Raw genomic sequence first — 12,245 nt, 5'->3', positions numbered from 1 at the left:
AATCGATCGGTAAGGTGTTCGTATGACTACCGGGGTTCGCCGCAGGATGGGAGTCGAGGAACGACGGCAGCAGTTGATCGGCGTCGCCCTCGAACTGTTCAGCCGCCGCTCGCCCGACGAGGTCTCCATCGACGAGATAGCGTCGGCGGCGGGCATCTCGCGCCCGCTGGTCTACCACTACTTCCCGGGCAAACTCAGCCTGTACGAGGCCGCGTTGAAGCGTGCCTCGGACGATCTGGCGGGCCGGTTCGCGGAGCCGCACGAGGGCCCGCTGGGGGCGCGGCTGCTGCGGGTGATGCGCCGGTTCTTCGACTTCGTGGACGAGCACGGCCCCGGTTTCTCGGCGCTGATGCGCGGCGGCCCCGCTGTTGGCTCGTCGACGACGAACGCGCTCATCGACTCCGTCCGGCAGGCCGCGTATGACCAGATCCTTTCGCATCTCGGGGTCGAGGAGCCGCCCGCCCGGCTGGAGCTGGTCGTCCGCTCGTGGATCTCGCTCGCGGAGTCGACGGCGCTGATCTGGCTGGACGGCCGGCGCATCCCGCGCGCCGAGCTGGAGGTCCAGCTCGTGCACGACTTCGGCGCGCTGGTCGCCGTCAGCGCCGCCCACGACGAGGAGATGGGCGCGCTCATGCGCCGGGTCTTCAAGGACGAGCCGGCCGACGGCCCTTTCCTGGACCTGGTCGGCCGGCTCGTCGCCCTCGCCTCCTAGTGCGGTGCCGCCGCTAGGCGTCGAACTTCCGGTACGAGGTGTCGAGGTCGCGGACCTCGGCCGACGCGTGCAGCTCCAGGCTGTCGACCGGCTTCACATGCTGCCGCAGCGCCTCCAGGACCGCCTCCGTCAGGCGTGCCTTGGTCTCGTCGGTGCGGCCGGCCAGCAGGCCGATGGTGACGTGCACGATCGCGTGCCCCTCGGTGTCCGGACCGACGACGGTGTCCTCGGTCCGGCGGAACTGCGTCTTGCACGCCGGAGGCTTGGCGGCCGCGATCTCGACCGTGCGGGCGTGCAGCTCCCGCGCGAAGGCACGCCGGTCGAAGGCGTCGGCCAGCCGCTCGGAGTAGTCGACGGTGATCTGCGGCATGAGCACTCCTGTTCCGGGTCGACCGGGGACCCGCGCTAGTTGTATTGACCACGAGCGTTGTTAACGCGATCTGGTCTTGATCGTGGCGAAGGCCTCCGTGTGTGGTGGAGGTGTCGAATCTTCACCGCACGGAGGCCTTCGTGTCCCACCGTAATGCCCGGCTGACTGTTCACGGCAGGCGGCTGCTCGTCGAACGTGTCCGTTCCGGCCGTCCTGTCGCCCACGTCGCTGCGGAGATGGGTGTCTCCCGCCCCACCGCCCACAAGTGGATCCGGCGCTGGCGGTCCGAGGGCGAGAGCGGACTCCTCGACCGCTCCAGTCGTCCCCGCAGGACACCACACCGGACCGCAGCCACCACCGAGGCGGCCGTCTGCAGGCTGCGGCGGGATCGCAAGCTGGGCCCGGCACGCATCGGACCGATCCTGGGCATGCCCGCCTCCACCGTGCACCGCATCCTGACCCGGCACGGCCTGAACCGACTCGCCTTCCTGGACCGGCCCACCGGCCAGGTCATCCGCCGCTATGAACGCGACCGACCCGGCGAGCTGCTCCATGTCGACGTCAAGAAACTCGGCCGAATCCCCGACGGCGGCGGTCACAGGGTGCTGGGCCGCCAGGCCGGCCGCACCACCCGCAACAGCATGGGCTACGACTACGTCCACTCCGCCGTCGACGACCACAGCCGCCTGGCCTACAGCGAGATCCACCCGGACGAAAAGGCCGCCACCTGCGCCGCCTTCCTCACCCGCGCAGCCGCGTTCTTCCACGCCCACGGCATGACCCGCATCGAACGGGTTCTGACCGACAACGCTTGGCCCTACCGCAAGAGCTTCGCCTGGCGACAGGCACTTGCCGACCTGGGCGCGGCCGGCAAACACACACGCGTCTACCGGCCGCAGACCAACGGCAAGGTCGAACGCTTCAACCGCACCCTGCTCGACGAATGGGCCTACCTGCGGCCCTACACCAGCAACCGCGAGCGAACCGAAGCCCTGGCAGACTTCCTCCACACCTACAACCACCACCGCTGCCACACCGCACTCGGCGGCCACCCACCGATCAGCCGCGTCAACAACGCTCCGGGTCAATACAGCTAGTTCCTGAACACCGCGACCGTACGCGCCGGGACCGTGAACGTTCCGGTCGCCCTCTCGTACGACGAGGTCTTCACCACCGGATCGCCGCCCGCCGTCTGCACCGGGTGCAGCCGGTAGCCGGTCCCCGCGAGCTCCGCGACGCGCTGCTGCCGGCGTTCGGGCGTGGCGTTGAACACCACGACGAGGTCACCGAGCCTCATGGTGATCACGCCGGGCGTCTCGTCGCCGCCCGACAGCGGGAAGGACAGCTTCCGCTGCACCTGCGCGGCCGTTGCCAGGGAGAAGGCCTGCTCCGTGGTGCGGATGCGCAGCAGGTCCCGGTACGCGGCCGAGGCCCCCTGGATCTGCGGGCAGCCCACCGCGACGGAGGTGAGCAGCGGCTTGGCGTACGGCCACTTGTCCTGGTTGTCGGCCGCCATGGGCAGCCCGCGGCCGAAGCCGTTGCCGTCGGCGCAGTTCCAGTGGATGGCGTTGAACCAGTCGCCGCTGTCGTAGGAGTTGCGGTCGAGGGACTTCGAGCGCAGCAGGTCGGTCCCGGCCTGGGACAGCGCCGGCCCCTGGGACAGCGCGGCCGTCGCCATCGCCAGGACCTGCATCCGGGCCCGGTCGTCCGCGCTCGTGGCGGACGGCAGTTTGTAGGCGAGGGCGTCGAACAGCGACTCGTTGTCGTGCGCGTCGGCGTAGGCGAGGGCGTCGCCGGGGGCGCCCGCGTATCCGGCGGGCGAGCCGTTGTAGTCGACGTCGGCGCCGGTGACCTCCTTGCCGCTGGTGTCGGTGAAGCGGTACGCGGCGAGGTTGCCGCTCAGGCCGACCTTGATCAGGTCCTGGTAGTGCAGCAGGCGGGCCTTCTGCTCGGCCTCGGTGCCGTTGCTCGCGGAGGAGTTGGGATCGGTGTAGAGGCCGGAGGCGAAGCCCTGGACGCCCGGGTCGTCGTCGAAGGGGCCGCCGCCGCGGACCGCGTCACGAGCCCGGTCGGAGAAGGTCGCGATGCCCGTGCCCGCCATGTTCCGCTGCGTGGCCTGGACGAACCGCGCGTCGTCGGCGACCTCGCCGAAGTTCCAGCCCTCTCCGTACAGGACGATGTTCTTGCCGTCCACGCCGTCCTTCTTCAGCGTGAGTGCGTCGAGCGCCTCGCGGACGGCGAGCATGTTGGCCTTGGGGTGGTGGCCCATGAGGTCGAAGCGGAAGCCGTCGACCTTGTACTGCCTGGCCCAGGTGACGACCGAGTCCACGACCAGCTTGCCCATCATGGCGTTCTCGGGCGCGGTGTTCGCACAGCAGGTGCTGTTGGCCACCGAACCGTCGGCGAGGAGCCGCTGGTAGTAGCCGGGCACGATCCTGTCGAGCACGGAGGTGTCCGCCTGGCCGGCGGCGGCCGTGTGGTTGTAGACGACGTCCATGACGACGCGCAGCCCGTCCTGGTTGAGCGCCTTGACCATCTGCCGGAACTCGACGGTACGGGCCGTGCCGTCCGGGTCGGTGGCGTAGGAGCCCTCGGGGACCGTGTAGTGGTAGGGGTCGTAGCCCCAGTTGTAGGCGTCCTGCGCGGCGGTCCTCGCCACGCACGCCTGCTGCCGCTCGGAATCGGCCGGGTAGGAGGCCAGGTCGCAGTCCGGGGTCGCCTGGTCGGCCTTCTTCTCCGCAATGGTGGCGATGTCGAAGGCGGGCAGCAGGTGCACGTACGACGTGCCCGCCTTCGCCAGCTCGCGCAGGTGCCGGGAGCCGTCGCTGTTCTTGTCGGTGAAGGCCCGGTAGGTGCCCTGGTCCCGGGCCGGGACCGTCCGGTCCGCGACGGAGAAGTCCCGGATGTGCAGCTCCTGGATCTGGGCGTCCCTGAGCGGTACGGCCTTGGGCTTGGCCAGGCCCGACCAGCCGCTCGGGGCCAGCGCCCGGTCGTCGAGGTCGACGACGAGGCTGCGCTCGGAGTTCGCGGTGAGGGCGACCGAGTACGGGTCGGTGACCTTGTTGGTGACCACCTTGCCGACGGTGGGCGCCCACACCGTCACGGCGTACCGGTAGGGCTTGTTCTTCCACGACGCCGGGCCCGTGACGGACCAGACGCCGGTCGTGTCGTCGCGGTGCATGGCGACCGCCTTGCCGTCCAGTTCCAGGGCGACGCTCTGCGCGGTCGGCGCCCACACGCTCAGCGTGGGCCCGCCCTGGTGGAAGACGGGGCCGAGGTGGGCCTTGGCGGCCGAGGTGCCGTACACGTCGTCGAGCACGCCCGCGAGCTGGACGCCCGTCGCCGCGAGCACGGCGCCGTTCGCGGCCCGCTGGGAGGCGACGACCTGGCCGCGCAGGGCCTCGCGGACGCGGGCCCGGTCGCGCGGGTCGACGGACCAGGCCGTGTAGTCCTTCAGATGCGGGAACCCCGCCTTCTGGGCGTCGGAGAGCGTGGTCCTCGCCAGCCGCAGCCACCGCTCGTCGTCGCTGGTCAGCGTCCCGCCCTGAACGGTGATCGAGCCGTCGTGGGAGTAGACGAGCTGGGTGGAGGCGGCGCCTTCCACGCCCTTGAGGGCCACCGTGTCCCGGTCGATCCAGACCGCCTTCGAGGTGGACAGGTCGAGGGCGCCCGCGCCGCCGGTGGGCTGCGGCAGCAGGGGCTTGTCCTGGCCGCTCATCAACCACACCTCGTGGCCGTCGGCCGCCTTGAGGTCCAGGGACTGGTCGGCCGGCAGGTCCTTCTCGTCGCCCTTGTGGATGATGTAGCCGAGGCTGGTGGCACCATCGGTGAGCGGTACCTCGAAGACCGCGCCATAGGAGTCAGTCTTGACCGGCTGGAGGGGTTTCGACCAGTCGGTGGGGTCGGCGGCGCCGGTCCACACGTGCAGGCCCCAGCCGTCGTAGTTCCCGTCGGCGCGGTGGTAGTGGATGACGGCCTTGGCCGGGTCCTGCGCCGGATACTCGGGGCGCGCGGTCCGCACGTCCTCCGTGCCCTGCTCGATCCAGACCTCGCCCGTCCTGGTGACGTCGATGGACCGGTCGGCGGAGACGTCCTTGTTGCCGTCCTTGTCGATGACCAGGAAGCCGACGTCGGAGGCGCCCGGCTTCAGCCTGACGTAGGCGAAGGCGCCGTAGGCGTCCCGGCCGGTGAAGGGGTGGCTGTTCGGCCAGGTGGTCGACTCGCCGTCGGCGAGGTCGCCCCAGGCGTAGAGGCCCCAGTTCGCGTAGTCGCCGTCGGCGCGCTTGTAGTGGACGACCGCGGAGTCGCGGGAGGAGGCGGTGGGGACCTCCGGGACCGGAGGGGTGCCGGAGGTGGAGTCCGCGGTCGCGCTCGCCGTGCGGCCGGCGGAGTCGACGACGACCGCCTTGTAGCGCAGGGCGGTGCCGGCCGGGACGGTCCGGGCCAGGGTCTGGGTGACCTTGTAGGGGGCGTGGTCGGCGGAGCCGAGCATCTTCCAGGGGCCGTTCCCGGTCTGCGCGGCGAAGACGACCCGGTTGAGCTGCCCGCCGGTGACGTCGGCGTGCAGCTCGACGGTGCCGGTGGCGCCGGCGGCGGGGGGCGTGAGGGTGACGGCCGGCTTGGTGGCGGGCCGGTCGAGGGTGCCCACGGCCTTGAGGACGACGGTGGATCCGGCCGGGACGGTGACGGTGACCCTGCGGTCGGCGTCGGAGGTCACGGCCGTCTCGGTGCCGTGGATCCCGCGGTACGTCATCCGCGCCGAGCCGGTGGCGAACGTGGCCGTCCTCGCCCCGCCCGCGTTGTTGAAGGCGACGACGTACTCGGCCCCGGTCCGGGCGTCGGTGCGGGTGAAGGCGTAGACACCGGGCCCGTCCGCCGCGTAGCGCTCGGTCTGGACGCCGTCCGTGAGGGCCGGGTTGTCCTTGCGGAGCTTCGCCAGGCCGGCGATCTGCCGGTAGAGCGGCGCGGTGGTGTCGTAGGCGTCGCTCTCGTGGCCGCGGTCGGTGCCGATCCGGTCGTCGTCGAGGTAGTCGGCGACCTTGGAGGCGAACATGGTCTGGCGGGCGTCCTTGTCGCCGCCGGAGCCGGTGAAGCCCTGCTCGTCGCCGTAGTAGACGACGGGGTTGCCGCGGCTGAGGAACATCAGCTCGTTGGCGAACCCGTCCTTGCGCAGGATCTCGGCGTCGGTCGCCTTCGGGTCGTCCTGCTCCAGGAAGTGACCGATGCGGCCCATGTCGTGGTTGCCGAGGAAGGTGACCTGCTCGTAGGCGTTGGCCTTGTCGGTCGTGTACCGGTAGTCGTCGCCGAAGACGCCCGCGAGCCTCTTCGCGCTGCCGCCCTGGGAGACGTAGGAGCGGGCCGCGTCCTGGAACGGGAAGTCGAGCGTGGCGTCGAGGCGGCCCTCGGTGACGTACGGGGCGTTGACGGAGGTGTCGGCGGAGTAGACCTCGCCGAACATGAAGAAGTCCTTACGGCCGTGGGCGGCGGCGTAGGTGTCGAGCGCCGTGGCCCACTGGGTCCAGAACTCCATGTTGACGTGCTTGACGGTGTCGATGCGGAAGCCGTCGACACCGAAGTCCTTCACCCAGCGCTGGTAGATCTTCTCCATGCCGCTGACGACCTCGGGACGCTCCGTCCACAGGTCGTCGAGGCCGGAGAAGTCGCCGTAGGTGGAGTTCTCGCCGGTGTAGGTGGAGTCGCCGCGGTTGTGGTACACCGTCGGGTCGTTGAGCCACGACGGGACCTTGGCGTTCTTCTTGGCGGCCGGGACGACCGGTGTGCGCGGGAAGGACGAGGCGTCCACGGCGGGGAACTTCTTCGTGCCGTCCGCGTGGTCGGCGTCGTCGAAGGGCCGGCCGTCCTTGGTCAGGTAGGGGAAGGCGCCCTTGGACAGGTACTCGTGGGAGCCGCCCTCGTAGTCGATGACGTCGGCGGTGTGGTTGGTGATGACGTCGAAGAAGACCTTCATGCCCTTGGCGTGCGCCTTGGAGATGAGGGTTTCGAGGTCCTTGTTGGTGCCGAAGTGCGGGTCGACCTGGGTGAAGTCGGTGATCCAGTAGCCGTGGTAGCCGGCCGAGGCGTCCTTGCCGGTCCCCTGCACGGGCTGGTTCTTGAAGATCGGCGCGAGCCAGATGGCCGTGGTGCCCAGGCCCTTGATGTAGTCGAGCCGGTTGGTCAGGCCCTTGAGGTCGCCGCCCTGGTAGAAGCCCTTGTCGGTGGGGTCGTAGCCGGTGGCGAGCCGTGAGCCGGTCAGCCCACCCCGGTCGTTGGACGTGTCCCCGTTGGCGAAACGGTCCGGCAGGACGAAGTAGAACTGCTCCCGGGTCGCGTCGTGCCGGGCCGGCTCGGCGGCGAGCCTCGCGTCCGAGGGCGGCGCGGGCGGCTTTCCGGCCGCCTGCGCCGTGAGCGGTGGGACGAGCGCTGCGGCGAGCGCGGCCGCGGTGACGGCGGCGACGCGTCTGCCTGACGGGGTGCGGCGCCGCGAGGGCGCCGGCCATCTCGGTATCACGGGGTGAACTCCTTGGCGGTACGGCTCACTTGATTGCGGCCCCTCGCCCCGGCATCGACGACGCCGCCGGGCGTGGGCGCGACCGTATCGTCTGCGCAAGGCTTACAGCAAGACCCTTGAAACTCGCGGAAAATCTTTTCATCAGCCACTCACCCCCACCCCGGCAGGGGCCGGCGCCCCACTCCCGAAGCGCCGGCCCCACCGTCACGGAAGGCGGTGGAGGATCCGAGGCCGCCGCGAACGTGTGTCGGCCGCCTGGGTCACCGCGACCACCTCCTCGCCCTCCGCGACCCCGCCGACCACGGCGGCCGGCGCCGCAGGAGCAGGCGCCGGGTTGTCAGCAACTCGGCTTCCCGGCGTAGATGGCGAGGGCGGTGTTCGGGGCGACCGAGGCCTGGAACCAGCCGTTGGCGTCCACCGTGACGGTCCTGTTGCCCTGCACATCGCAGTAGGTGCCCGCGGGCAGCGAGGTCTGGTACGAGCGATTGGCCGTCGTGTTCTCGTGGTTGATCACCACATAGCCCTTGGTGCCGCGGCCGAAGACGATGAGGTTGTTGCCGTTGTCCCACCAGTTGGTGACCGCCTGGCCGCGGGTGGCGTTGCGGAAGGCGACCATGGACTTGATCTCCGGCCAGGCGTGCTGGCACTTCCAGCCGTCCTGCCAGCAGGCGTTGACCTTGCCGCCGTTGGGGGGACCCGCGTCCGCGTCGGACCACTCGTAGGCGGAGTTGATGTCGGGGGCGCCATAGGGCCAGGCCAGCATGAAGACGTTGGCCAGCGTGTAGTTCGCGCCGCTCTTGTAGTTGAGGGTCGAGCCGTTGCGCTCGGTGTCGTGGTTGTCGACGAAGACGCCGGCCACCGAGCTGCTCATGTAGCCCCAGCCCTCGCCGTAGTTCTTCAGGTAGGCGAGCTTCTCATTGGTGAGGACCCGCTTGAGGTCGTAGGCGTAGCGGAACTCCTGGACGTCGCCGGTGCCGGTGTACTCGGTCGGCTGGATCGGCTCGCCGGCGCCGTGGATGACCTCCTGCTTCCAGTAGGCGGAAGGGTTCTTCAGACGCGACTTGATGTTGGCGAGGTCGGCGGCCGGGATGTGCTTGGCCGCGTCGACACGGAAGCCGTCGACGCCCAGGGAGAGCAGGTCGTTCATGTAGCCCGCGATGGTCTGACGGACGTAGTCCGACCCGGTCCTGAGGTCGGCGAGGCCCACCAGTTCGCAGTACTGGACGTTGTAGCGGTCCTGGTAGTTGGTGATGTCGGTCCTGCAGTCGTTGAAGTCGTTGTTCGAGTACAGGCCCGGGTAGCCGTACTTCGTGTACGACGAGCCGCCGGTACCGGTGCCGCTGCCCGCCGACATGTGGTTGATGACCGTGTCCGCGACGACCTTCACACCGGCCGCGTGGCAGGTGTTGACCATGTTCTGGAACGCGGTGCGGTCACCGAGCCGACCGGCGATCCTGTAGCTCACCGGCTGGTACGACGTCCACCACTGCGGGCCCTGGATGTGCTCGGCGGGCGGGGAGACCTGGACGTAGCCGTAGCCGGCCGGGCCGAGGGTGTTGGTGCACTCCTTGGCGACCGAGGCGAAGTTCCACTCGAAGAGGACCGCGGTGACGTCCTTGGTGCCGGGCGGGGAGGCGGCGGCCGGGGCGGCGAGGGCCACCGAGGCGGCCATGGCGAGGGCGGCCGCGTATGAAAGGGGTCTGCGGATGGTCATGTGGGGGTTCCTTCTTCGTTGAAGGCCCTTGCTGAAAGGTTCAGCAAGTCGATGACCCCGGATGGTAGAAGGCCCGCCGCCTCAACGGGCAGCGGGCCGTGGGGAGTTGATGTGAAACTGTGACCTGTCGGGTCAGGCCGTGGTCCACCACACCGTCGTGTCGGACGGGACCTTCGCCTCGCCGCCCGCCTCCGTCACCTCACCGCTCGTGAGCAGCACACGGCCGTACGCCGGGGTGGTCACCGACTCGCCGGTCGTGTTCGCCACGCAGACGAACTCACCGCGCCGGAAGGCGAGGACGCCCTCGGGCGCGCGCAGCCACTCCACCGCCTCGCCGGCGCCCAGGTCGGAGTGGGCGCGGCGGGCGGCGAGGGCCGAGCGGTACAGCTCCAGGGTGGAGCCCGGCACGCCCTGCTGGGTCGCCACGCTCAGCCGGCCCCAGTGCGCGGGCTGCGGAAGCCAGCTGCCACCGCCGCCGAATCCGTAGGAGGATCCCTCGCGGGTCCACGGGATCGGTACCCGGCATCCGTCGCGGAACCCGTCCTGGCCCTCGCCCCGGAAGTACGCCGGGTCCTGGCGCACCTCGTCCGGCAGGTCCACGACGTCCGGCAGGCCCAGTTCCTCGCCCTGGTAGACGTACGCCGAACCGGGCAGCGCCAGCATCAGCAGCGTGGCCGCGCGCGCCCGGCGCAGGCCGAGGTCGCGGTCGCCGGCGCTGCGGATCTGGGTGCCGAGGCCGGGCGGGTTGGCGAACCGGGTGGCGTGCCGGGTGACGTCGTGGTTCGACAGCACCCAGGTGGCCGGGGCACCCACCGGGCGCATGGACTCAAGGGTGCGGTCGATGACCTCACGGAGCGCGTCGGCGTCCCAGTCGGTGCCCAGGTACTGGAAGTTGAACGCCTGGTGCAGTTCGTCGGGGCGGACGTAGTTCGCGGTGCGTTCGACGGTCGGGGTCCACGCCTCCGCGACGAAGATCCGGTCGCCCGAGTATTCGTCGAGGATGTGCCGCCACTGGCGGTAGATCGCGTGCACGCCGTCCTGGTCGAAGAACGGCATGACATCGTTGCCCAGCAGCTTCAGCTGGTCGTGGGTGCCGAGGTCGGGCAGGCCCTCGGCCTTGACCAGGCCGTGGGCCACGTCGATGCGGAAGCCGTCGACGCCCATGTCCAGCCAGAACCGCAGGATGGAGCGGAACTCGTCGCCGACGGCCGGGTGGTCCCAGTCGAAGTCGGGCTGCTCGGGCGCGAACAGGTGCAGGTACCACTCGCCGGGGGTGCCGTCCGGCTCGGTGACCCTGGTCCAGGCGGGGCCGCCGAAGATGGACTCCCAGTCGTTGGGCGGGAGTTCGCCGTCCGCTCCCTTGCCGGGGCGGAAGTGGTAGCGGTCGCGCAGGGCGGAGCCGGGGCCCTCGGCGAGCGCGCGCTTGAACCATTCGTGCTGGTCCGAGGAGTGGTTGGGGACGATGTCGACGATGATCCTCAGGCCCAGCGCGTGGGCGTCGCGGATCAGCGCGTCGGCGTCCAGCAGATTGCCGAACATGGGATCGACGGCACGGTAGTCGGCGACGTCGTAGCCGGCGTCGGCCTGCGGGGAGGCGTAGAACGGGCTGAGCCAGACGGCGTCCACACCGAGGTCGCGCAGGTACGGCAGGCGGGAGCGTACGCCCTCCAGGTCGCCCATGCCGTCGCCGTTGCTGTCGGCGAAGCTGCGCGGATAGACCTGGTAGATCACCGCGTCCCGCCACCAGTCGCGGCGCGGGGCGACGGTGGTGGCAGCCGCTTCGGAGAGGGGGGATTCGGCCGGGAAGTGCTGCTTGCTCATGGCGTCCTTGGTGCGTCGGGGGTGCCCCTGCTCGGGCGAGGGAGCTCGGGGCGATTGCTTGTCATGGGTGCGGAGGAACGCGTCCGGGTGACGGGGCGGCCGCGGTGACAGCGGGGTCCGGGGGCCCCTGCTCGAAGAGCTTGGGGGACACCGCGGCCGCCACCCGCGCGGGCAGCCGCGCGGGAGCCGTTGACCAGGGGTGGGGTCAGCCCTTGGTGCCGCCCGCGGTGAGGCCGGTGACGATGTTTTTCTGGACAAGGTAGAAGAAGACCGACACCGGAACGGCGATCAACACCGCGGTGGCGGCCATGTAGTTCCACTGGGCGTCGTGCTCGCTGACGAAGCTCTGCAGGCCGACCGCGAAGGTGTACTTGGAGTCGTCCAGCATGAAGGTGGTCGCGAACGCGACCTCGCCGACGGCCGTGATGAAGTTGTAGAAGGCCGCGACGGCCAGCCCCGGGCGGGCCAGCGGCAGGATCAGCCGTGCGAAGGTGCCGAAGGGGCTGAGCCCGTCCACGCGTCCCGCCTCGTCGATCTCGAACGGGATGGTGTCGAAGTACCCCTTGAGCAGCCAGGCACTGTAGGGGACGGCCGTGGTGCAGTTGATGACGATCAGGGCCCAGTAGGTGTCGATGAGACCGAGCTCGCTGAAGATCTCGTACATCGGCACGATCAGGATGGCGATCGGGAAGGCCTGGGTGAGGAGCAGTACCCACATCAGCTGCTTGTAGCCGGGGAACCGCATGCGGGAGACCGCGTAGCCGGTGGTGGCGGCGACGAAGACGCCGATCAGGGTGGTGCCGAGGGCCACGATCATCGTGGACTTGAGCCAGTCGAAGAAGGCCGTGTGCTGCAGCACGAAGCTGTAGTTGGAGAAGGTGAGCTTGCCGAAGATCCGGCCGGGGTGCAGGTAGTCGTCCTTGTCCGGGCCGAGCGACAGGAAGAACAGCCATGCCACCGGTGCCAGCGCGATGAGGCTCGCCACGGCCAGGCCGGCGTGCAGCAGGGCGCCGCCGAGCCGGCCGCGCTCGCCCCGCCGACGGGTCCGGCGCGGGGAAGGCGGGGCGGAAGCCGGGCCGGCCGGTGTCTTTTCGAGGGTCGTGGTGCTCATGGCGGCGGC

7 protein-coding genes are annotated in these 12,245 nt (G+C 70.1%); 2 read left to right on the top strand and 5 right to left on the bottom strand.

Annotated elements, in window-relative coordinates:
- The first annotated feature begins 22 nt into the window (after nt 1-22).
- Nucleotides 23-712 carry a TetR/AcrR family transcriptional regulator gene (locus TNCT6_RS22625; RefSeq protein ID WP_141361502.1) on the top strand — a complete coding sequence of 230 codons (690 nt, stop codon included), beginning with the start codon at nt 23-25 and terminating at the stop codon, nt 710-712.
- A gap of 13 nt (nt 713-725) precedes the next feature.
- Here TNCT6_RS22625 and TNCT6_RS22620 read toward each other — a convergent pair whose 3' ends face one another.
- Nucleotides 726-1,082, bottom strand: coding sequence for a 5-carboxymethyl-2-hydroxymuconate Delta-isomerase (locus tag TNCT6_RS22620; RefSeq protein WP_141361500.1), 357 nt, complete (start codon nt 1,080-1,082; stop codon nt 726-728).
- Between the two features lie 140 nt (nt 1,083-1,222).
- On the opposite strand from TNCT6_RS22620, the gene TNCT6_RS22615 reads away from it, so the two are divergent.
- Nucleotides 1,223-2,179 (top strand): IS481 family transposase, encoded by a 957-nt coding sequence (locus TNCT6_RS22615; RefSeq protein ID WP_141361191.1) that lies wholly within the window; start codon nt 1,223-1,225, stop codon nt 2,177-2,179.
- On the opposite strand, the gene pulA is transcribed toward TNCT6_RS22615, so the two are convergent.
- The 4 genes from pulA to TNCT6_RS22595 form a co-directional block, all read right to left on the bottom strand.
- Nucleotides 2,176-7,590: a pullulanase-type alpha-1,6-glucosidase gene (gene pulA / locus TNCT6_RS22610; RefSeq protein ID WP_141361498.1), complete on the bottom strand. Its 5,415-nt coding sequence runs from the start codon at nt 7,588-7,590 to the stop codon at nt 2,176-2,178. The two genes, TNCT6_RS22615 and pulA, sit on opposite strands and share 4 nt — an antisense overlap.
- A gap of 337 nt (nt 7,591-7,927) precedes the next feature.
- Nucleotides 7,928-9,304, bottom strand: a complete 1,377-nt coding sequence (locus tag TNCT6_RS22605) for an alpha-amylase family protein (protein WP_141361496.1) — start codon at nt 9,302-9,304, stop codon at nt 7,928-7,930.
- A gap of 132 nt (nt 9,305-9,436) precedes the next feature.
- Complete coding sequence (locus TNCT6_RS22600) at nt 9,437-11,125, bottom strand: glycoside hydrolase family 13 protein (RefSeq protein WP_141361494.1); 1,689 nt, start codon at nt 11,123-11,125, stop codon at nt 9,437-9,439.
- Nucleotides 11,126-11,330: 205 nt separating this feature from the next.
- Nucleotides 11,331-12,236, bottom strand: a complete 906-nt coding sequence (locus tag TNCT6_RS22595; RefSeq protein WP_141361492.1) for a sugar ABC transporter permease — start codon at nt 12,234-12,236, stop codon at nt 11,331-11,333.
- Between the last annotated feature and the right edge of the window lie 9 nt (nt 12,237-12,245).

Origin of the sequence: Streptomyces sp. 6-11-2, assembly GCF_006540305.1 — a bacterium.
In the GTDB taxonomy this organism is placed as follows: domain Bacteria; phylum Actinomycetota; class Actinomycetes; order Streptomycetales; family Streptomycetaceae; genus Streptomyces.
Note: the sequence above shows the minus strand (reverse complement) of the source record. Positions and strands in the feature narration are given on the sequence as shown.